This window comes from Priestia filamentosa (assembly GCF_900177535.1).
Classification (GTDB): Bacteria; Bacillota; Bacilli; order Bacillales; family Bacillaceae_H; genus Bacillus_I; species Bacillus_I filamentosa.
Genome location: NZ_FXAJ01000005.1, coordinates 42,138 through 62,272 on the forward strand (window position 1 = coordinate 42,138; position 20,135 = coordinate 62,272).

General features: G+C 37.5%; 23 protein-coding genes. 6 read left to right on the forward strand and 17 right to left on the reverse strand.

What is annotated here, in order from left to right:
- Window positions 1-246: 246 nt before the first annotated feature.
- Window positions 247-1,311: an NAD(P)/FAD-dependent oxidoreductase gene (locus tag B9N79_RS17945; protein ID WP_040060163.1), complete on the forward strand. Its 1,065-nt coding sequence runs from the start codon at window positions 247-249 to the stop codon at window positions 1,309-1,311.
- Between the two features lie 32 nt (window positions 1,312-1,343).
- On the opposite strand, the gene B9N79_RS17950 is transcribed toward B9N79_RS17945, so the two are convergent.
- Entirely contained in the window at window positions 1,344-1,661 is a 318-nt protein-coding gene (locus B9N79_RS17950; RefSeq protein ID WP_040060164.1) for a YuzD family protein, read from the reverse strand.
- 305 nt (window positions 1,662-1,966) lie between these two features.
- On the opposite strand from B9N79_RS17950, the gene B9N79_RS17955 reads away from it, so the two are divergent.
- Window positions 1,967-2,203 carry a NifU family protein gene (locus B9N79_RS17955; protein WP_019395039.1) on the forward strand — a complete coding sequence of 79 codons (237 nt, stop codon included), beginning with the start codon at window positions 1,967-1,969 and terminating at the stop codon, window positions 2,201-2,203.
- 40 nt (window positions 2,204-2,243) lie between these two features.
- Here B9N79_RS17955 and thrB read toward each other — a convergent pair whose 3' ends face one another.
- The 4 genes from thrB to yutH all read right to left on the reverse strand — a co-directional run bounded on the left by thrB (window position 2,244) and on the right by yutH (window position 6,774).
- A complete protein-coding gene (gene thrB / locus B9N79_RS17960; protein ID WP_040060165.1) occupies window positions 2,244-3,161 on the reverse strand; it encodes a homoserine kinase in 918 nt (305 codons plus the stop codon).
- Window positions 3,155-4,219 (reverse strand): threonine synthase, encoded by a 1,065-nt coding sequence (gene thrC, locus B9N79_RS17965; RefSeq protein WP_019395037.1) that lies wholly within the window; start codon window positions 4,217-4,219, stop codon window positions 3,155-3,157. The genes thrB and thrC overlap by 7 nt, the downstream gene beginning before the upstream one ends.
- Window positions 4,216-5,517, reverse strand: a complete 1,302-nt coding sequence (locus tag B9N79_RS17970) for a homoserine dehydrogenase (RefSeq protein ID WP_019395036.1) — start codon at window positions 5,515-5,517, stop codon at window positions 4,216-4,218. Before B9N79_RS17970 ends, thrC begins: the two co-directional genes overlap by 4 nt.
- A gap of 246 nt (window positions 5,518-5,763) precedes the next feature.
- The gene (gene yutH, locus B9N79_RS17975; RefSeq protein ID WP_040060169.1) at window positions 5,764-6,774 is read right to left on the reverse strand and encodes a spore coat putative kinase YutH; all 1,011 of its coding nucleotides are present in this window, start codon (window positions 6,772-6,774) and stop codon (window positions 5,764-5,766) included.
- A gap of 745 nt (window positions 6,775-7,519) precedes the next feature.
- On the opposite strand from yutH, the gene B9N79_RS26905 reads away from it, so the two are divergent.
- Window positions 7,520-7,768, forward strand: a complete 249-nt coding sequence (locus B9N79_RS26905) for a Rossmann-fold NAD(P)-binding domain-containing protein (protein ID WP_338090232.1) — start codon at window positions 7,520-7,522, stop codon at window positions 7,766-7,768.
- 186 nt (window positions 7,769-7,954) lie between these two features.
- Here the strand turns inward: B9N79_RS26905 and B9N79_RS17985 are convergent, their stop codons facing one another.
- The 4 genes from B9N79_RS17985 to B9N79_RS18000 form a co-directional block, all read right to left on the reverse strand.
- Window positions 7,955-8,695, reverse strand: coding sequence for an HAD family hydrolase (locus B9N79_RS17985; protein WP_019395034.1), 741 nt, complete (start codon window positions 8,693-8,695; stop codon window positions 7,955-7,957).
- 171 nt (window positions 8,696-8,866) lie between these two features.
- Window positions 8,867-9,637, reverse strand: a complete 771-nt coding sequence (locus B9N79_RS17990) for a TIGR01457 family HAD-type hydrolase (RefSeq protein WP_019395033.1) — start codon at window positions 9,635-9,637, stop codon at window positions 8,867-8,869.
- A gap of 32 nt (window positions 9,638-9,669) precedes the next feature.
- Window positions 9,670-10,107, reverse strand: a complete 438-nt coding sequence (locus tag B9N79_RS17995; RefSeq protein WP_019395032.1) for a DUF86 domain-containing protein — start codon at window positions 10,105-10,107, stop codon at window positions 9,670-9,672.
- Window positions 10,108-10,273: 166 nt separating this feature from the next.
- On the reverse strand, window positions 10,274-10,549 hold the full coding sequence (locus tag B9N79_RS18000) for a YutD family protein (protein ID WP_046218007.1): 276 nt from the start codon (window positions 10,547-10,549) through the stop codon (window positions 10,274-10,276).
- A 115-nt stretch (window positions 10,550-10,664) separates the two neighbouring features.
- On the opposite strand from B9N79_RS18000, the gene B9N79_RS18005 reads away from it, so the two are divergent.
- A complete protein-coding gene (locus B9N79_RS18005) occupies window positions 10,665-11,246 on the forward strand; it encodes a YhcN/YlaJ family sporulation lipoprotein (RefSeq protein ID WP_052264465.1) in 582 nt (193 codons plus the stop codon).
- A 38-nt stretch (window positions 11,247-11,284) separates the two neighbouring features.
- Here the strand turns inward: B9N79_RS18005 and lipA are convergent, their stop codons facing one another.
- A complete protein-coding gene (gene lipA, locus B9N79_RS18010; RefSeq protein WP_019395029.1) occupies window positions 11,285-12,181 on the reverse strand; it encodes a lipoyl synthase in 897 nt (298 codons plus the stop codon).
- A gap of 232 nt (window positions 12,182-12,413) precedes the next feature.
- On the opposite strand from lipA, the gene B9N79_RS18015 reads away from it, so the two are divergent.
- Entirely contained in the window at window positions 12,414-13,415 is a 1,002-nt protein-coding gene (locus tag B9N79_RS18015; protein ID WP_040060171.1) for a M23 family metallopeptidase, read from the forward strand.
- Between the two features lie 35 nt (window positions 13,416-13,450).
- On the opposite strand, the gene B9N79_RS18020 is transcribed toward B9N79_RS18015, so the two are convergent.
- The 6 genes from B9N79_RS18020 to B9N79_RS18045 form a co-directional block, all read right to left on the reverse strand.
- A complete protein-coding gene (locus B9N79_RS18020; protein WP_082023740.1) occupies window positions 13,451-13,558 on the reverse strand; it encodes a methionine/alanine import family NSS transporter small subunit in 108 nt (35 codons plus the stop codon).
- Window positions 13,558-15,072, reverse strand: a complete 1,515-nt coding sequence (locus B9N79_RS18025; RefSeq protein WP_040060173.1) for a sodium-dependent transporter — start codon at window positions 15,070-15,072, stop codon at window positions 13,558-13,560. Before B9N79_RS18025 ends, B9N79_RS18020 begins: the two co-directional genes overlap by 1 nt.
- A 153-nt stretch (window positions 15,073-15,225) precedes the next feature.
- The gene (yunB, locus tag B9N79_RS18030) at window positions 15,226-15,990 is read right to left on the reverse strand and encodes a sporulation protein YunB (protein WP_019395025.1); all 765 of its coding nucleotides are present in this window, start codon (window positions 15,988-15,990) and stop codon (window positions 15,226-15,228) included.
- An 89-nt stretch (window positions 15,991-16,079) separates the two neighbouring features.
- Window positions 16,080-16,382 carry a YunC family protein gene (locus B9N79_RS18035; RefSeq protein ID WP_019395024.1) on the reverse strand — a complete coding sequence of 101 codons (303 nt, stop codon included), beginning with the start codon at window positions 16,380-16,382 and terminating at the stop codon, window positions 16,080-16,082.
- Window positions 16,383-16,445: 63 nt separating this feature from the next.
- Window positions 16,446-17,309, reverse strand: coding sequence for a DUF72 domain-containing protein (locus B9N79_RS18040; RefSeq protein ID WP_019395023.1), 864 nt, complete (start codon window positions 17,307-17,309; stop codon window positions 16,446-16,448).
- Window positions 17,310-17,412: 103 nt separating this feature from the next.
- A complete protein-coding gene (locus B9N79_RS18045) occupies window positions 17,413-18,282 on the reverse strand; it encodes an SDR family oxidoreductase (RefSeq protein WP_019395022.1) in 870 nt (289 codons plus the stop codon).
- A gap of 243 nt (window positions 18,283-18,525) precedes the next feature.
- Here B9N79_RS18045 and B9N79_RS26795 point away from each other — a divergent pair, with 243 nt between their 5' ends.
- A complete protein-coding gene (locus tag B9N79_RS26795) occupies window positions 18,526-18,657 on the forward strand; it encodes a hypothetical protein (RefSeq protein WP_019395021.1) in 132 nt (43 codons plus the stop codon).
- A gap of 49 nt (window positions 18,658-18,706) precedes the next feature.
- Here the strand turns inward: B9N79_RS26795 and sufB are convergent, their stop codons facing one another.
- The gene (gene sufB, locus B9N79_RS18050) at window positions 18,707-20,104 is read right to left on the reverse strand and encodes a Fe-S cluster assembly protein SufB (protein WP_019395020.1); all 1,398 of its coding nucleotides are present in this window, start codon (window positions 20,102-20,104) and stop codon (window positions 18,707-18,709) included.
- Window positions 20,105-20,135 lie beyond the last annotated feature (31 nt).

Here is a 20,135-nt window from a genome sequence, read left to right on the forward strand (position 1 = left end):
AAATCCTAACACTTCTTTAAATAGGTGTTAATTGTTCACTCATTTTAGTTTGTTCTTTCTTTTACGTCAAATATTATCTACTAAATCATATCAATATACAAATCTATTAACAAAGCTTGTGATTTTTTTTCAATTTGGCTATACTTTTAGTGTGTTTTTGATTTAAAATGTTATCAAGAAACCTTTTTACACCGAATTATGTTACTCCATTTCTAATATACATAAAACTTTAAAGGGGAAATTTCTATGAAAAAGTTTGTTATTCTCGGTGGCGGTTACGGTGGTATGCGCATGCTTCAGCGCCTTCTTCCAAACGCATTGCCAAATGATGTTGAAATTACGCTTGTTGATCGAGCGCCTTATCATTCTCTAAAAACTGAGTTTTACGCGCTTGCAGCAGGGACAATTTCAGACCAGCATGTTCGCGTTTCCTTTCCTGATGAACCTCGTTTAAACATTAAATATGGAACAATTGTAAACATTGATCTTCAGAACAACCTCGTCCATTTTGAAGATGAAAGTACCCTTTCTTATGATGATCTTGTAATTGGCTTAGGCTGTGAAGACAAGTATCATAACGTCCCTGGAGCACCGGAACATACATATAGTATCCAATCCATTGATCAATCTCGAGCAACATATCAAACACTAAACAACCTTCCTCCACATGGCGTTGTATCGATTGTTGGTGCTGGTTTAAGCGGAGTTGAGCTTGCAAGTGAGCTAAGTGAAAGCAGACCAGATTTAACAATTAAACTTTTCGACCGTGGTGCCCTTATTTTATCCGCATTTCCTGAGCGTTTAAGTAACTATGTACAAAAATGGTTTGTAGAAAACGGAGTCGAAATTGTAAGTAAGGCAAATATTACAAAAGTAGAAGAAAACAAACTTTACAATCATGATGAAGAGATTTATAGTGATGCAATCGTCTGGACTGCAGGAATTCAGCCAAGTAAAGTTGTTCGTAACTTGGATGTAGAAAAAGACCCTCAAGGTCGTGTTATCCTCACTCCTCATCATAATATTCCAAACAATGAACATGTATATGTACTAGGTGACTGTGCAAGCCTTCCGCATGCCCCAAGTGCACAGCTTGCGGAAGGCCAAGCCGAACAGATTGTTCAAGTTCTTCTTTCTCGCTGGAAAGGTGAACAGCCTCCTGAACTCTCAACAATTAAGCTTAAAGGAGTGCTTGGCTCTCTTGGAAAGAAACACGGCTTTGGCTTACTTGCAGAGCGTCCTATTACAGGTCGTGTTGCTCGTCTCTTAAAGTCTGGTCTTCTTTGGATGTACAAACACCATAATGGATAAAAAAAAGGCGGTTAGCTTATACTAGCCGCCTCTTATACTAACTGTTGAAGCTTTTGGTGCAAATGCGAGAGCTGAATATGTCCTTCTCCAGCAATTTCTCCGTTTATTGTAACAAGCGGATAAAAAAACTCTTCTTCTAGAATTCTCTTACACATATCCGTTTGCTCTCTATCTGATTGTTGCTCATTTATGTCAACATATATAAAATCAAAACAATGCTGACCATATTTACGCGATAGAGCTGCTTTTAGCCATTCAAATGTATCTTTTGAAGAGGGAGCATTTACACAACTTGCACAAATCACTTCTGCTCCATACACACAAATATTAACGACCGCTTTTTGAGACATTTCTCAATTCCCCTCTCTTTTTCTCTTTTACTTTATATATTCTCTTCGTTTGAAGATTTTATTTCTTTTTTATTCCTAATAAAAAAACTTGATACTAGGCACTTCTGGAAGCTAAAAACAAATTTTCCTTTCTTAAGTTCTTTTCCTCAGATAGATTTTTTTCTTTATAACCTTTATAATGTAGTTAGGTTAGCAAAACTGTTAAGCTTCACATATAAAATTATAAGTATTCATGAGTTCCAAAGTCTTTTTTAGACAAGACTATATACTCTTTTTAATATTGAAACAGAAAGGGGTTTTCAGGAATGGAAACTGTAGAAATGAAAGGCCAAGTACAAGAGGTTCTTGATAAACTTCGTCCGTTTTTACTACGTGACGGTGGAGACTGTGAGCTTGTTGATGTAGAAGATGGTATTGTAAAACTTCGTCTTCTTGGAGCTTGTGGAAGCTGCCCAAGTTCGACAATCACTTTAAAAGCTGGTATCGAGCGTGCACTTCTTGAGGAAGTACCTGGCGTTGTAGAAGTTGAACAAGTATTTTAATGATAACAGCCCTTTTGCCTCAGGCAGAAGGGCTGTTTTTTTACGCATGTTCATTTGTGGCAGTTTCTACAGAAACACCGTTTACATCAATTTGAATTGATTCTACAAGACAGTGAGTGAGCGATGGAGCTAAAGCAGCCGCAAGCTCTTCTCCACGACCTTTTTCAACTAAACAAAGCACTGTTGGCCCTGCACCACTTAAAGCTGTACCAAAGGCTCCAAAGTCTTTTGCTTTACGACGAACAAAAGAGAGCTCGGGAACAAACTGTTCTCGATATGGCTCATGAAAAGAATCTTGCTCCATCATCTCTCCAACTGTTTTCCAGTCTTCAATAAGTAATGCGCCTGTTAATACATTACTTACAGCACTTGCTTCGACAGCTCCCTTAAATGAAAATTGAGAAGGAAGCGCATTTCTAGCATCATCTGTTTTAAGCTCATAATTCGGGATCACAACGACAACATCCACATCTTTTGGCACAATTGAAACAGTATATGTCTTAGCTTCCGTGTGGCAGCCTACGACAATTCCTCCGTTAACAGTTGGCGCCACATTGTCAGGATGTCCTTCCAAAAGGCTTGCAATTCGGATTTTCTCTTCATTGGATAAAGTCAGCTCGCACAGCTGATTAGCAAGTTCAATCCCTGCAATAATAGCGGAAGCACTACTCCCAAGGCCTCGTGCAAGGGGGATATTACTTTTCACCTCAACACGTGCACTCGGAAGAGAGACATCAAATTTGTCTGCTACATGCTTAGCTACTTCATACATCATGTTATCTGTTCCTTGAGGAATAAGCGCTACCTCTTGAGTAAGAGGGACAAATGACCATCTTTCAGCAGGTTCAACTGTTAGCTCAAGATATTTTCCAAGGGCCATTCCAACTGAATCAAACCCTGGACCAAGGTTTGCCGTGCTTGCTGGAACGGTAATATGAAACCGTTCCATTGCTAGCATGAAGCGACAACTCCTTGGATATATTGAAATACCTCTTCTTCATCATTTGGAAGAACAGTTGGTATAAAATTGTTAGACTCAATGGCAACGTTAGGATCTTTCAAACCGTTACCTGTCAGCACTGCAACAACTGTCTCACCTTTTTTAATTTTACCTGCTTTTAAATCTTTAATAACCCCTGCTACAGAAGCTGCTGAAGCTGGCTCTGCAAACACACCTTCTCTTTTAGCAATAAGATGGTAAGCTTCTAAAATCTCTTCATCTGTTACATAATCAATTTTTCCATTTGAGTTTTCTGCCGCTTCCACTGCAAAATTCCAGCTTGCTGGATTTCCAATTCGAATAGCTGTTGCAACTGTTTCTGGTTGTTCAATTACTTTATTCTGAACAATAGCTGCTGCTCCCTCTGCTTCAAAACCGTGCATACGAGGTAACCCTGTATTTTTCTTATCGTTATATTCATTGAAACCTTTCCAATATGCTGTAATATTGCCTGCATTCCCAACTGGGATAGCTAATACATCAGGCGCTACTCCTAAAGCATCACAAACCTCAAAAGCAGCTGTTTTTTGTCCTTCAATACGATATGGATTTACAGAGTTTACGAGCGTTAATGGAGTTGTTTCGCTAAGTTTACGTACCATTTTAAGCGCTTCGTCAAAGTTTCCATCAATTGCGATAATCTCAGCTCCATACATTACAGCTTGCGCAAGTTTCCCCATAGCAATCTTGCCATTTGGAATAACAACAATACAACGAAGTCCAGCGCGTGCTGCATATGCAGCTGCAGCTGCTGATGTGTTCCCTGTTGAAGCACATACAACTGTTTTACTTCCTTCTTCTTTCGCCTTCGCAACAGCCATAACCATTCCACGATCTTTAAAAGAACCTGTTGGATTAGCTCCGTCAAATTTCACATGTAAATTAATGCCAAGTTCTTCTGAAAGAGAAGCTAGATGAATAAGTGGCGTATTTCCTTCATGAAGTGTTAATAATGGCGTATTCTCATTTACGGGTAGAAATTCTCTATACTCACTTAACAAACCTTTCCATGTCATAGCGATCCATCTCCTTCAACTCTATAGCTGCTTTTTATTTCTTGAACAATTGGTAGTGCTTCAATAGCATGTAATACTTTTTCATATTTTCCTAGTGATGCTTCATGCGTAACAAGAACAATTTCAGCTAGATCACTGTCTTTAACAGGAAGCTGAATAATTCTTTCAAGACTTACTCCTTGATCTGAAAACAAGTTTGTCAGCTCTGAGAATGCTCCAACTTGATCATGGACATGAAGACGAAGGAAATATTTCGAAAGCACTTTTTCGTCTGCTTTAAGCTGTTTCGGGAATTGTGGAGCAACTGCACTGCTTCCGTTCACACCAAGTCTCATGTTCTTCATTACTCCAACAAGATCTGATACAACTGCTGTTGCTGTTGGTAAACTACCTGCTCCAGGTCCATAAAACATTGTTTCCCCGACAGCTTCCCCATACACATAGACAGCGTTATACTCATCATTTACTCCTGCTAATGGATGATTGTTCGCAATCAATGTTGGTTGAACACTAACTTCAATTTCTTCTTCGTCTCGATGAGCATAACCAATGAGCTTCATTGTATAACCTAGTTGTTTACTATACTGTAAATCTTCCTCTGTAACTCTAGTAATTCCTTCTACCTTTACATCATCAAGATCGACTTTCATAGAAAAACCAAGCGTTGCTAAAATAGTCATTTTACGGGCTGCATCTAGTCCTTCTACATCTGCAGTTGGGTCTGCTTCTGCATAGCCAAGCTTTTGAGCTTCAGCTAGAACGTCATCATATGCTTTTCCTTCATTGCTCATTTTCGTTAGAATGAAGTTTGTTGTACCGTTCACAATTCCCATCATCTTCGTTATTCTATCTGAAGAAAGACCATCAACTAATCCTCTTAAAATTGGGATTCCTCCTGCAACACTTGCTTCGTAAAATAAATCACATTTGTTATCAGCTGCTACTGTCAGCAATTCTGAACCGTATAAAGCCATTAAATCTTTATTTGCTGTTACAACATGCTTTTTATTTTGAAGTGCTGTTAGTAGGTAATCACGCGTTTCCTCGACTCCGCCCATTACTTCAATTACAACATCGATTTCTGGGTCATGTAAAATATCACTTACGTTCTCTGTGAATTTTTCCTTCGTTAAATTCGTATCACGGCTTTTATCAAGGTCACGTACTAATGCCTTTTTTATCTCAACGGGACATCCAATTTGATGCTGCAGCTTATCCTGATGTTCTTCAACAATTTTCACAACACCTGATCCAACTGTTCCAAGTCCTAATAAACCGACCGATATTTTTTTTGTCATAGCTGTGCCACGCTCCTTCGAATGTTTATCTAGAAAATACATATGTATTCGTATAAAAGACATTATAAACCTTTTTAAGGATTTTACAACCCATTTTGCTAACAAATATAAATTTTCTAATTATTTTAAAGGAAAGAATGAGCTTTCACAATAGCTTTTCATGATTAAAAAGAAAAAGTCGCAACGTTCTTTTATTTTAAAGAATATTGCGACTCCTTTTATTATATCATATCCTACTTCTATATATTAAGAAGATAGCCAAGGAATTTCGGGGATATAATAGCGCTTTGTAGAAATTCCTAGTAAGCGATAAAATTCTCCTAAAAAAGATTCATAGTTTCCTGATGTATGGAGCATATCTTCCAGTTCTTTTCTGTACTGTTCTTTTAAATCTTCGTTATTCGTGCTATAAAAGCCTTCAACTACCTCAAAATAATGCAGTGGACATAGAAGTCTTGCGTAAAGAAGACGCCAAGCAAAGGACGAGAGAGGCGTTTTACGCTCATACTTTTCTAAAAAGGCGTACATGCTGGCTTGGAACGTTTCTTGTTCTTGAAAATGAATAGTGCGAATGTATTCACTGAGATCTCTACTTGGATGGTCATAAACCCAGTCCATTGGGAATTTCACAAATCTCTCTGCGCTCCATATCTCTTTTGTAAAACGATGATGACAAACAGTTGCTGTATCAAATGCTCGGGGAAGATCATCAATTTCTGTATCTACTAAATATTGAATTGCATTTTCAGTAAGACCTGAATAATAAGGAAAAGATTCAATTAATCTTTTATCCATTTCATCATTTGGATGATCGCGCACCTTTAAAATCCAAAATTTCTCCATTTGATCGTGTCTTGTTGCCCAGAGCTCTTTCCAATTTCCAAACCTGCTGCGATGAATTTTTTCTTGACCACCATACATCATCTTTCCTCGCTCATGAAACAAAGCAAGTTCTTCTCCTAAAGTGGAAAAGGATTTGTTTGAATGAGCCATATGACGGCAAAGCATAAATTTTTCATCTTGCCATTCAGAAATAAGCTTTCCTTCTTTATTTTGAAGAAATAAGCCTGCTTCTTTGTCTCCTTTAGCAATTAAATGCTGACCCATTTCAAAAAGTTCCCTTGCTTCTTCTTCACTAAATGAGGAAGCAGGAATAATTGTATATAAAAGATGTCCTTGCGAAAAACCGTCATATCCAAATGTATCCGAGAAAGAAGTAGGTTGAATTCCATACATTTCATAAATTGCTTGTTGCAATGCTATCGCTCCTTATCTATTCATTTCTCTTTATGATTATATGAAGAGATTCCTGTAAAATGGTTATTTTTCTTATCATCAAAAAAGAGCAGCTGTTAGCTACTCTTTTTTGATGATTGTATAGTACTCCATATAACTTGCATGACAATAGTATGGCAATCTTGGCCCGTATTTTGTGTTTTTAAAAGGATACGGGTTATCTCATTCTTTTTAGTTAGCTCTATTTCTATATAGAGGGATGCTGAGAAGAGAAAGGTAATTTAAGGTTTTAATGCATAACATTCCCCCTCAATGCTTTTTTGTTTTCTATCTTACTTCAAATAAGTACCTTCTTATACAGCATTTCATCAAGTAGCTTACTCTACAGACATTACACTAGACTAATTTGCATAGTGTATAAAGAATTTGATCGTTTTTAGGAAAGAAAAATGAAACCAAGGTATCCATTAATGTCCTACTATGAAAAGGTCACAAAATATGAGGGTGTCCCAAGTAGCTTTCCATCTCAATGAGAAACAAGACACCCGGGTCTTGAAAAGCTTATGAACCTAAGACCAATTATTGAGAAGTGGGAAGTGGAAAACTAACTGGAAGGGGAGCCTTAATTACTGATGACGATAGCGGGACTGGAGCGGTCGTTACTCTCTCCTACATTGCCAAACATAAAGACAAACATGAAGACGCCAAATGAACGAAAACATGCATTGAGGAACTTAGAAGACGCTGCTTACTTCTTCTTATTGACTTGCGTGACAAACATCATTTTCAAGGCATAGTAGAGGCTACACTAGACACATTCGGACATCTTGAAAACACTCGCAACCACGTAGGCGTACAGGCTCAACAACTAAGCTTGTTAGATATCACAGATAAACAGTTTGATGATACCTTCAAAATAAACATCTATTTTCCTTTCTATACAACGAGAGCTTTAACAAATAGCATGATTGATAGTGGAATAAGAGTAAATACTGTCACTCCTATCCCTGTGTAATCATCACTCATTCCAGCTAGTTTCTCATCTAATTCTGTAAGTATGCATAATTCAGATACACCAATTAAACGGTCAGCACAGCCTTTGGAGCCTGCTGTAACATACGTTCATTTGGCATCTGATCCTTCATGCTACATAACAGAACAGACGCTACATGTTAACAGTATGATGATTATACCGTAAACTTTAGAGCGCTTTATCTTCCTTAGCATATTGTTTAATAAGAGTTGGCACTTGAGTAAGTGAGTTTAAAGTAATAAGCTCACCTGTTGGATCAATATCAAGCTTAATTTGGTTATAACTCCATTCAAGTTCAGAAGGAATATGAATAGCGTGAATTCCAAGCTCAACAGCTGGCTTAATATCTGTTTTTAAGGAATTACCTATCATCCACGTTTGTTTAGGGTTAGAGCGGATAGTTTGTAAAACCGTTTGAAGAGCCTCTGTATTCTTGTGTTCAAAAATAAAAACACGATTCCCAAAATATGTTTCAAGCTCAAGCTGCACGACTTTCCTGCTCTGGTTCTCTTCATCACCACCTGTAAAAAGATAAAGCTCGTGTCCTTCATTTTGAAGTGTTGACAACACTTCATACATATATGGAAAAGGCTGTACTTCAATTTCAAAAACACTCACACCAATTTTTCTTATTTCTTCTATCTCTGTTTCTTTTATCTCTTTCTTTTGCTTCTCACAAAAAAATTTATAAGTTGAAACAAGAGATTCAGGGAACCTTGAGGAATGAAGTCCATGTTGTTCAATGCTTTCTAAATCAATCTGGAGCTGCTTTTCTTTAATTTCATCAGCAGTAAGAGTAGAAAACCATTGTTGCATTGTTGATACAAAAGTATTAATTGTTGCTCGAAAGTATTTATTACAATGAATAAGTGTGTCATCTAAATCAAAAATCAATGTTTGTTTTTCCATCTGTTCAATCCCCTTTTTTTAGTGTGTATAAATAGTATATGTAGAAGAAGCATATCAGTGTTCATATAATTGTCAAATTATATCTTTGTAATATAAGTGAACTGTTAGTTTTTATTAAAGAAAAGTCTTTTATCCGACAAAAAAAGAGAGGAACAAAAGTTCCTCTCTTCCTTAAATAGATTCCATCCATTCTAAAAGTGAGTGTGCAACATGGGTAGGCTGCTGTTCAAATGTTGTTAAATGTTCTGGAGTTGTAACTCCTGTATGAACAAGAAGTGTGTCAATTCCTGCATTCATCCCAGCCATAATATCCGTGTGATAATTATCGCCAATCATAAGCGTTTCAGACCTTGGTGTCCCAATTACTTCAAGCGCTTGTTCCATAATAATTTTTTCTGGTTTTCCTATAAAAATCGGCTGTGTTTCTGTTGACACTGTAACAACAGATGTAAGAGAACCATTTCCAGGTAAAAGTCCTCTCTCGGTTGGAATCGCAATGTCACCATTAGTGGATACGAACGTTGCTCCATTTCTTACTCCTAAACAAGCCTTCGTAAGTTTCTCATAACTTATGCTTCTGTCAATCCCAACCACAACAAAGTCTGGATTCTCGTCTTGAAGCGTAAATCCTTTTTCAATCAATGCTTGTTGAATTCCTTCTTCACCAATAACATAGGCTGTTGCATTCTCTTTTTTTTCCGCTAAAAAGTTTGCTGTCGCTTGGCTTGTTGTAAAAACTTGTGGTCCCTCTGCTGGGATACCAAAATCTCTTAATTTTGCAGCTACTTGCTCAGGTGTTCTTGAAGAATTGTTCGTTACAAAAAGATACGGGAGATTCTTTTCTTTAAGCTTTACAACAAAGTCTCTTGCTTCTGCGATAAGCTCTGTTCCTTTATACATTGTTCCATCTAAATCAAATAAATAGCCTTTATACTTTTTCAAACCTTAAATCCTCCTTATGTCACTCGTTGTTGTTAGTTTTTAAATGCTGAAACAGGACCAAGTTCATTTTCCAAATATGTACGGATTCGTGTTGGGAATGCTTCAAGCACCGGTGCATTTCTTTTTAAAGCCTCAATAAGTTCTTCATGGTTAATATCTATATACTGCTGTACAAGCTCTTTACGATAGCGAATAAAGTCTTTTAGTAACCCTTCGTCTTTGCTTGTAATAACTTTCTCATCATGTAAAATATCCACAATATCATCATAGCTTCCCGGATCTCTCATAATAAAGCCGTCAATCATATCGTTCCCAACATCTAGAATGCCTTCGATGAGGAGGTGACCAATCCGCTCAAGAGCTCGTAGCTCCAGTTCGCTTTCCCATTTTTCATGATGTAAAAAAAGCGAATACTGCTCCTCAAAATGAACCAATATCTTTTCAATACGACCTCGATCAACAAAATACATGCTTACTCATCCCCTTATGTTGCATAAGCTAATTTTTGTTTTAGTATTTTCCCTATATAGTTTACCATACAAGGGCAAGCTCTTATACTAAATAACCTAGGAGAAAGCTCAGTAAAACTTCATCAAAAAAATAAAAGCCAAAGCCTTTAATAAAGTGCCTTGGCTTTTATTTTTTTATCTTATGAAGCACAAAATAAGCGCATCCAAAGTTACAGTATTCAAACAAATACTCCTGCAGCGTACTAATTTTCGTGTCATACGTTGAACGATTGTTTTGATCTTCGAAAAATCCTTTTAGGCGAAGCTGATTATAACCCCAGTCACCTACAATATAATCATATTTATTTAAAATTTCACTGTAGCGTGCTTTGAAAGCCTCCTCTTGAAATCCCTCTTTAACATCTTCAATTAATTCATACGTATTATTTTGAACTTGTACCAAAAACTTCACCTCATTTCTCTCATTTTAACATACCATAACAACACCCATGAAACCATCATTTGACAGAAAAAAACGCTCGTATTTGTCGCATTCTAATAGGAAAGGAGGTGCTCAAATGAAACGTCTTATTTTCCCTTTTTCTTGTTTGCTTTTCTTCACAGCAGCATGCCAGCAAAACGCTGCTGAAAATGATTCTTTAACAGATGAAGGAACAACCCCCATTACCGTTTCAGATCGAGATACTGAAAATGATACAAACTCTAACTATGGCTATGTTAGACGTCAAAGAAATGATGGAGAAAATCAAGAAAAACGCCAAGAAGGTGTTCCATACTTAGACCGAGAAGCGTTAGCTGACTCTATTAGCCGAATGGCCTCATCGCTTCCAAATGTAGAAGATACGGCAACGCTTGTTACAGATAAAGAAGTGCTCATTTCATACAAGACCAGTGCACAAAATCGCTCTGCTACAGCAGATAGCGTTAAACGAACAGCTTTATCTGTTGTGCCTCGTTACTACCACGTATACGTTTCTGATAATGAGGAACATCTAGACCTTATTGAACGTTTAAGCAACGGAAACTCTGCTACAGCATCAGATGAGTTTCGAGACGCGTTAAATAAGACGATAGAAAAGATGAAAACTTCACCACAAGGTAAAGAAGTTAACAATAATGAAAACGCAAATGGCGAATAAAAAACAACACGCGTTTTATTAACGCGTGTTGTTTTTGTTTATGCTTTTTCTTGACGTGCTTTTGAAGCTGCATTTACTTGTTCATCAGCATGATAAGAAGAACGAACAAGAGGACCTGCTTCAACGTGGCTGAAGCCTTTTGTTAAAGCAATATTTTTTAACTCTTCAAACTCATCTGGATGATAATATTTCTGTACTTTAAGATGTTTTTTAGATGGTTGCAGATATTGACCAATTGTCATGATATCTACGTTGTTTGCACGTAAATCATCCATTGTTTCAATAATCTCTTCTTTCGTTTCTCCAAGCCCAACCATAAGACTTGATTTCGTTGGAATATCAGGCTGCATCTCTTTTGCACGGCGTAAAAACTCTAATGAGCGGTCATATGTAGCACGAGCACGGACTCTCTTAGTAAGATTTCGAACAGTTTCAATGTTGTGATTTAAGATGTCGGGACGAGCGTCCATTAACATTTTTAAGTTTTCTTCCACTCCACCCATATCTGAAGGAAGAACTTCAATTGTTGTAAATGGGTTTTTTCTACGTACAGCGCGAACTGTTTCCGCAAATACTTGGGCGCCGCCGTCTTTTAAATCATCACGAGCTACAGCTGTGATAACTGCGTGTTTTAGGTTCATAAGTTGAACGGAATCTGCTACGCGTTCCGGCTCTTGTAAATCTAGCTCTGTCGGTAAACCTGTTTTTACCGCACAGAAACGACAGGCACGTGTACATACAGCACCTAGAATCATGAACGTAGCTGTACGACGTACTGCCCAGCATTCATGAATATTCGGACATTTTGCTTCCTCACAAACTGTATGAAGATTGTTTTCTCTCATCATCTTCTTTAAGCCTGTATAGTTCTCATTTGTGTTTAGCTTAATTTTTAACCAATCTGGTTTACGAATATGATCTTCTTTCGTTGCCATATCCCATCATCTCCATCATATAAAAGTTTTTATTTTTTAAAAATTTTTAAGTAAATAATAAGTCAATCCTATGCCACTTTATCATATTTACCATTAAATAGACAAGCTTGCTTGCTTATTCTTCCATGAGTTCTGTGCCCCCTGAAAAGGCTTTTCCATAATTTTAAGTTTATGAAAAAAAAACTTTTTCACACACTAATGAATAGCAGTTTGAAGAAAGGAGGACTTTTCGTTGCGAACCTTATTTATTGGTTTATTTATAGTTAGTTTTTTCTTTAGTAATGTGCAAGCTGCTTTTAGCGCGGAGAATGAAAAAGATGAAAAAACGCTTCGTGAAGAACGTATGAGCTTGTATAAAAAAGCAGAAGCAACAACACATATTCCTTGGTATTACTTTGCTGGAATTGATCAATATGAGCGCCAAGTCCGACGCACTCATAAAGATATTCCGCATGAAAAAGGAGCACTTGGGATTTATATCGAGCCAAGCCGTTGGGTTGGACCAATGAATCCTCATAAAGAAGCTCAGGATGAAACAGTTATCTCCTTGTTTGGAGGAATAGGGAAAGATGGAAATGGTGATGGAAAAGCGGATCAGTATGACGACGAAGACATTTTATATACAATTGGTTCTTATTTGCAGTCATATGGAATTACCCCTTCTCAAATTAAGATTGGTCTTTGGCAGTATTATCACCGTGACCGAACTGTAAGTATCATTCTAGGACATGCAAAGCTCTTTAAAACCTTTGGCACTCTAGATTTAGATCATCATGCTTTCCCACTCCCTCTCAATGCTAATTTTAGCTACAAAAACACATGGGGAGATGCACGTGGGTGGGGTGGACGTCGCATCCATGAAGGAACAGACATCTTTGCCAACTATAGCGTCCCTGTTCGTTCTACTTGCTATGGAATTATTGAAATGAAAGGTTGGAATAGATATGGCGGATGGCGGCTTGGCATACGTGATGTAAATAATAATTATCACTACTTTGCTCACTTAAGCGGATTTACGAAAGATATTGAAGTTGGACAGGTTGTAGAGCCAGGAATGGTCGTCGGCGGTGTTGGAAGCACTGGTTATGGCCCGCCTGGAACATCAGGAAAGTTCCCACCTCATCTTCATTACGGGATGTATAAAGACAATGGGCGAACTGAGTGGTCTTTTGACCCTTACTCACATTTAAAAATGTGGGAACGAGCAGATCGTCAAAAAGCAGCCAAAAAATAAATTAAAAGAGAGCCTTTAGAAAAGGCTCTCTTTTTTTACTGTTGTTTTCTTGTTTTAATGATAACATTAGAAATACTTGCGATTAGTCCGCCCCAAATAATAGTCATTCCAAGAACCATCATTACAATTGCACTTGTTCCCATTACTTTGAAACCTCCTTCTTGTCGGTCGGAATTGATAAAGATGTTTTACTCCATCCTTTTAAAGAGAATAAGATGCCTAGTAGGATGACTCCTCCTGCTACAATCCATCCGTATGAAACAACAAATGACGTAGCATATTCTCCATAATTCTCCGATAAATTTTGACGAATATTCTCAAACATCATATATCCTAGAACAAGAGGTGTAATAAATAGTAAACATAGCTTCCACCATACACCAAGCAAGATATCCGATACGCCGTTTGCATGGTTCTGAAGAGAGTGAAGCTGACGGAATATCCATCCAATAGCAATTACTTCTACAAGACCTGCCAATGCTACACCTAAGTTATTAATGAAATAATCTATAACATCAAGGAAGTAAAGACCACCTTTTGTTGCATATAAAAGAGAAAAAACAGCTGCTAAGCCCCCACCAACAGCTACAGCTTTTGTACGTGAAACATGAAACTTATCCTGAATTCCAGCTACAAATGTCTCCACAATAGAGATGAGAGATGTTAAGCCCGCAAGTACAAGTGATAAGAAGAAAAGAACACCAAAAAATTGATTAAAAGCAGGAAATTCATTAATAATTTGCGGAAAAACTACAAATGCAAGTCCAACCCCACCTTTTACTACCTCACTAATGTCCACTCCTTGTTGCATAGCCATAAATCCAAGTACCGAGAATACTCCAATACCTGCTAAAAGTTCAAACCCTGAATTAAAAAATGCTGTAATAAATGCATTGTTTGTTATATCAGACTTCTTTGGAAGGTAGCTTGAATAAGTAACCATGATTGCAAAACCAATTGATAAACTAAAGAAGATTTGTCCGTATGCAGCTACCCATACTTTTCCACTTGTGATTGTTTCCCAGTTTGGTGTGAAAAATGCATTAAGGCCTTCGATTGCCCCATCAAGTGTTAGAGCTCGAATAACAATAATTAAAAACAGAACAACTAATGTAGGAAGGAATATTTTATTAGCTATTTCAATGCCCTTTTTAATGCCCTTAATTAAAATACCTAATACAACAATCCAAACGATGGCTAACGGAATAAGTACACTATAGTTCATCCCCCCGAACTGTCCCTCTTGCTCAGTCAGCTGTAAATGAGTGCCATAAAGAAATGATTCAGGATCAGAACCCCAGCTTAAATCAAATGAGAACACTGTATAAGACATCGCCCATGCAATGATAATGGCATAATATGTTGCAATAACAAATGAAATCCCAACTTGCCACCATCCAAGCCATTCGACTTTCTTATTCAACCTAGCAAAAGAAAGCGGTGACGAACCACGATATTTGTGACCAATAGTAAACTCCATTACAAGTAATGGAATCCCCGCTGTTAATAATGCAAAAAGATAAGGAATAAGAAAAGCTCCACCCCCATTTTCATATGCTACAGCTGGAAACCTCCAAATATTCCCTAACCCTACTGCTGAGCCAGCTGCAGCTAAAATGAAACCTGTTCTTGTTCCCCACTGAGGACGATTGTCCATTTTTCTCTCTCCTTCAAATAAATTTCTAATTTTTCTGACTATTTAGGTCATTAGATATATTTTTCTTAAAACATTATAACCATACTATCCTTTTATGTCAAAATAGTTTTTCTTTTCAGAATAAAAAAGGGAAAGATTACTTCTTTCCCTTTTTTATTTTTTCTTATTAGGAAGCTCTACAGCTGCTCCACTTCCGTCTCCGCCTCTATTGTAATAGTCTGGTACACTTCCTTCATGAATTCTCATTGCAACAGGAACTTTCGTTGTTACCCTAGCTACGTCTGTTGCAAACGGAAGCACTACTTGCACATCAACTTGAACTTTCACATAAACAGTGATCATAGCATTATTAATTCCGTACTCCTCAATACTTGTTTCTACATCTGTATGGGCCGCTCCAATTGTGCTAAACTCTACTGGAATGTTTGGACCTAAATTTGCAAGCAACGCATTATCTGTAGCACGCCCAAGTGGAATATGATACAAAATCCCCTCTTCACGGAGTTTTTTATTTTCTTCTATTTCTACTCCACTAGGGGGATCTGTAATTTGTCCTTCTCCTTTTTCAATATCACGCAGGCTTTTTTGTACGAGGGTTGTTGTCTCTTTTAAAACATTTGTTACAACAGCTGTATTAAGATTTACTGCTGTGCCATCTCCTGCTTCTCCAGTTGTACTAAATACTGACTCAGGGTCAAGCTGGTTTGTAATTTCTTTATCAATTGCTTCATTAATGACATATTGAGCAATTTTTTTCGTTTGCATATTTGCATAAGCCATAAGTGTCGGTTCTACCGCTTTGTTAATAAGCCAAATTCCAAGCGACGTCGAGAAAATAAAGAAAACAAAGCTTAACAACAATACATACCGAAATGGCAAAGGACCTTTGCGATGGGGTCTTCTTCTTAATCTGTACACGGCTTATCCCCCCTACAAACTATATATATGCAAGAGAAGATAAGCTCATTTCTAAATTCACAAAAAAGAAGACGGCATCTTCCGTCTTCCTACACCATTTTCAATAAAGCATCTTTTCCCTTCATGCCAGCTACAATCCCTTTTTGTTCTGCATAAAGTGTCACAGATTCAAGAGGAGCCTCTAAGAGTTGGTCAATCGTTTTAACCCCTGTTGCCCGTCCTGCTAGAATATTGCGATCTTTTAACTTATCGTTTAATAATCCAACATCAAGGGCACCACACATAATGTATCCTTTATCGTTAGAGACAACAAGCAGCGTTGTTTTTGGCAGAGCAACTGTTGTAGCATTGAATGTTTTTCCTTCAATTACAATCGGTTCTAACGTTATCATTTTGACTACACCCCTTCTATAGTCAATGTATGATAGCCATTTAGAAAGGTGATTAAAGACTAGTTATAAATCAAAGAAATCTAGCTGCTTTGGAGCAAGCCCTTCATACTCTAGACCAAGAAGGTCAATCATCTGCTTAGCATTATCGGCAGCATCTCCTGCTGAATTGTTGTTAAAAAGAAGACAAATTTCTTTTGTTTCCTTTTTCATCTCTTCAAGTCGATTTTTCCACTCTACTAATTCCTTTTCATTATAGCGATACAAGCAGCGTACTTTTCGCCATTCTGCATTTGAGCGATTCCCTCTCGTCCATCCTGCACTATTACGACCGTGAAAACGAATAATTGTTAACTCTTTGGATGTTGCCTTTGGCACAATTGGAACGTATCCTTCTCCACTTTGAAGCTGTGGTTCATCACATACAGTGTGAATCCATCCGTTTTCTTTTAGATAAGATATTGTACGCTCTCTCATATCCCCTTCAAACCATGTTTTATTGCGAAATTCAATTGCAATAGGAATAGGACCCATCATTTTCTTTGTATAGTTCAGTAAGTTGACTGAAGCTTTTTCACACCTGAACCAAGGCGGATATTGAAAGAGAACAGCCTTTAGCTTACCTGCTTTTAGGAGAGGAGAAATGGATAGCTTAAACTTCTCAAACATTTCCTCTTTCGACTCAAAAGGAATTTCTTCTTTCAAATGCCCTGTCATTCCTTGATATGCCTTTACAATAAATCCAAATGATTTTGGTGTTTGCGCTACCCATTTCTCAAATGTTGAAGAATGTTGAACAGCATAAAATGAGGAATCCACCTCAACAATCGGAAAATGGCCGCTGTATACTTCTAATTTTTCATTACTTCTTGTTCCAGCTGGATAAAGGGAATCATGATCACCCCAGCCTGTTACACCTATTTGAATCATATCAAAACCCCACACCATTTTATTTTATTCTATTATATCCTATTCTTTTCGATTTCTCGATTGAGCAGTATTGATAATAAAAAAAAGCCGGAAATCGGCTTTTTTAGCTTGAAATGTAGGCTCCTCCATTAATGTGGATAAACTGTCCTGTCATATATGATGATTCATCACTTGCAAGCAGTACATAACTTCCTACGTGCTCTACAGGCTGTCCTGGTCTATTCATTAATGTGTCTAAACCAAACTCTTCTACTTGTTCTTTTGGGAATGTCGCAGGAATAAGCGGCGTCCAAATCGGTCCTGGTGCTACCCCATTCACTCGAATCCCTTTATCTGCAAGAGACTGTGCCATTGAACGTGTGAAGGCTACAATTGCTCCTTTTGTTGAAGAATAGTCAATAAGAGTTGCATGCCCTCTATAGGCATTAATAGAAGCTGTATTGATAATTGTGCTTCCTTCTTTCATATGTGGAAGAGCACCTTTTGTTAGATAAAACATAGAGAAGAAGTTTGTTTGGAACGTTTTATGCAATTGCTCTGTTGAAATATTTTCAATTCCGTCTTGTGGGTGCTGTTCACCTGCATTGTTTACTAGAATATCAATACGGCCATGCTCAGCTACAACATCTTTAATAAGACGTTTACAGAAATCTTCATCTCCTACGTCACCTGCATGAAGCGTACATTTTACTCCTTCTTTCTCAACTGCTTCTTTAACAACTTCTGCATCCCCTTCTTCATCTAAGTAAGAAACAGCAACATGTGCGCCTTCTTTGGCATAAGCAATTGCTACAGCTCTACCGATTCCGCTATCTCCACCTGTAATAAGAGCTACTTTGTTTTTTAATTTGTCCGCACCTTTATAGTCCTTCTCTTCATATACTGGTCTAGGGTCCATTTCACTTTCAATTCCTGGCTGACGATCTTGAGTTTGTCCTTTTGTTCCGCCAACTTGTCGATTTGTGTCCTTCATTCTTAATTCCTCCTTGCCATTATCTTTAATTGTTATATTTATCAGTACCACGTTTAATTTTTCTTTAAACAGGGCGATAGGTTACAATTTTAATAAGGTTTATTCTAAAAAAAATAGGGAAAAGGATAGATGAATGCTTTTTAAGAGGAGGAAGATATGGTAGAAGCTTAATTTCTAGAACAATCTAATGGACAGTACGTAAGCTGCTTTGATTACAAATTTTAAAAAAGGAATGATCGACAAGTGGAAATCCCTCATTCTAACAATGAGACAGAAAAGATTGAAGAAAAAGCGAAAAGAGACCATATTGAAGACCAAAAAGCAAAAAGAATGGTAGAAGAAGCCAAACAAAAAAGCCTTAACGCTCTACGATAAAGAAAAAGGGTGAACCTCTTTGAAAGAGGTTCACCCTTTTTTCTGTCTATTAACCAATAGAACCTTCCATTTCAAACTTGATAAGACGGTTCATTTCAACCGCATATTCCATTGGAAGTTCTTTTGTAAACGGCTCGATGAAGCCCATTACGATCATTTCTGTTGCTTCCTCTTCTGAAATACCACGGCTCATTAGATAGAAAAGCTGTTCTTCAGATACTTTTGAAACTTTTGCTTCGTGTTCAAGCGAGATGTTATCGTTTAAAATCTCGTTGTACGGAATTGTATCTGATGTTGATTTGTTATCCATGATAAGCGTATCACACTCGATATTAGAACGAGCACCTTCTGCACGACGACCAAAGTGAACAATACCACGGTACGTTACTTTTCCGCCATGTTTAGAAATCGATTTAGAAACGATTGTAGAAGACGTATTTGGCGCTAAGTGAATCATTTTAGCTCCTGCATCTTGGTGCTGTCCTTTACCAGCTAGAGCGATAGAAAGTGTCATACCACGAGCACCTTCACCTTTTAAGATAACTGCTGGATATTTCATTGTAAGTTTTGAACCGATATTACCATCAATCCATTCCATTGTCGCGTTTGCTTCACAAACTGCACGTTTTGTTACAAGGTTGTATACGTTGTTCGCCCAGTTTTGAATTGTTGTATAACGACAATAAGCATCTTTTTTAATGATGATTTCTACAACAGCACTATGAAGTGAGTTTGTTGTATAAACAGGTGCTGTACAGCCTTCAACATAGTGTACATGTGCGCCTTCATCAACAATAATAAGCGTACGTTCAAACTGTCCCATATTTTCTGAGTTAATACGGAAGTAAGCTTGAAGAGGTGTTTCTACTTTTACACCTTTTGGTACGTAAATGAATGATCCACCAGACCAAACTGCTGAGTTTAGTGCTGCAAACTTATTGTCTGTTGGCGGGATTACTTTTGCCCAGTGTTCACGGAAAAGCTCTTCATTTTCTTTTAGTGCTGAATCTGTATCCTTGAAGACAATCCCTTTTGCTTCAAGATCTTCTTGCATGTTATGGTAAACAACTTCTGACTCGTACTGAGCAGACACCCCTGCAAGATACTTTTGTTCTGCTTCTGGAATTCCTAATTTATCAAACGTTTGTTTAATTTCTTCAGGTACTTCATCCCAAGAACGCTCTGAACGCTCTGATGGTTTTACATAATACGTAATCTCATCAAAGTTTAAGCTATTTAAGTCTCCGCCCCATTGAGGCATTGGCATATTATAAAAATGTTCAAGCGACTTTAAGCGGAAATCAAGCATCCATTGCGGCTCTTCCTTCATACGCGAAATTTCTTCTACGATTTCTTTCGTTAAACCACGTTCTGAACGGAAAATGGATACGTCTTTATCGGAAAAACCGTACTTGTAATCGCCGATTTCTGGCATCTTCTTCGCCATTTTTTACTACCCCCTACATATTGGTTTGATA

What these genes read in the sequence shown, in the direction of transcription:
- B9N79_RS17945 (WP_040060163.1), top strand. Translation starts at nt 247, where the DNA reads ATGAAAAAGTTTGTTATTCTCGGTGGCGGTTACGGTGGTATGCGCATG.
- B9N79_RS17950 (WP_040060164.1), bottom strand. Translation starts at nt 1,661, where the DNA reads ATGTCTCAAAAAGCGGTCGTTAATATTTGTGTGTATGGAGCAGAAGTG.
- B9N79_RS17955 (WP_019395039.1), top strand. Translation starts at nt 1,967, where the DNA reads ATGGAAACTGTAGAAATGAAAGGCCAAGTACAAGAGGTTCTTGATAAA.
- thrB (WP_040060165.1), bottom strand. Translation starts at nt 3,161, where the DNA reads ATGCTAGCAATGGAACGGTTTCATATTACCGTTCCAGCAAGCACGGCA.
- thrC (WP_019395037.1), bottom strand. Translation starts at nt 4,219, where the DNA reads ATGACATGGAAAGGTTTGTTAAGTGAGTATAGAGAATTTCTACCCGTA.
- B9N79_RS17970 (WP_019395036.1), bottom strand. Translation starts at nt 5,517, where the DNA reads ATGACAAAAAAAATATCGGTCGGTTTATTAGGACTTGGAACAGTTGGA.
- B9N79_RS17985 (WP_019395034.1), bottom strand. Translation starts at nt 8,695, where the DNA reads ATGGAAAAACAAACATTGATTTTTGATTTAGATGACACACTTATTCAT.
- B9N79_RS17995 (WP_019395032.1), bottom strand. Translation starts at nt 10,107, where the DNA reads ATGTATTTTGTTGATCGAGGTCGTATTGAAAAGATATTGGTTCATTTT.
- B9N79_RS18005 (WP_052264465.1), top strand. Translation starts at nt 10,665, where the DNA reads ATGAAACGTCTTATTTTCCCTTTTTCTTGTTTGCTTTTCTTCACAGCA.
- lipA (WP_019395029.1), bottom strand. Translation starts at nt 12,181, where the DNA reads ATGGCAACGAAAGAAGATCATATTCGTAAACCAGATTGGTTAAAAATT.
- B9N79_RS18020 (WP_082023740.1), bottom strand. Translation starts at nt 13,558, where the DNA reads ATGGGAACAAGTGCAATTGTAATGATGGTTCTTGGAATGACTATTATT.
- B9N79_RS18025 (WP_040060173.1), bottom strand. Translation starts at nt 15,072, where the DNA reads ATGGACAATCGTCCTCAGTGGGGAACAAGAACAGGTTTCATTTTAGCT.
- B9N79_RS18035 (WP_019395024.1), bottom strand. Translation starts at nt 16,382, where the DNA reads ATGATAACGTTAGAACCGATTGTAATTGAAGGAAAAACATTCAATGCT.
- B9N79_RS18040 (WP_019395023.1), bottom strand. Translation starts at nt 17,309, where the DNA reads ATGATTCAAATAGGTGTAACAGGCTGGGGTGATCATGATTCCCTTTAT.
- B9N79_RS18045 (WP_019395022.1), bottom strand. Translation starts at nt 18,282, where the DNA reads ATGAAGGACACAAATCGACAAGTTGGCGGAACAAAAGGACAAACTCAA.
- sufB (WP_019395020.1), bottom strand. Translation starts at nt 20,104, where the DNA reads ATGGCGAAGAAGATGCCAGAAATCGGCGATTACAAGTACGGTTTTTCC.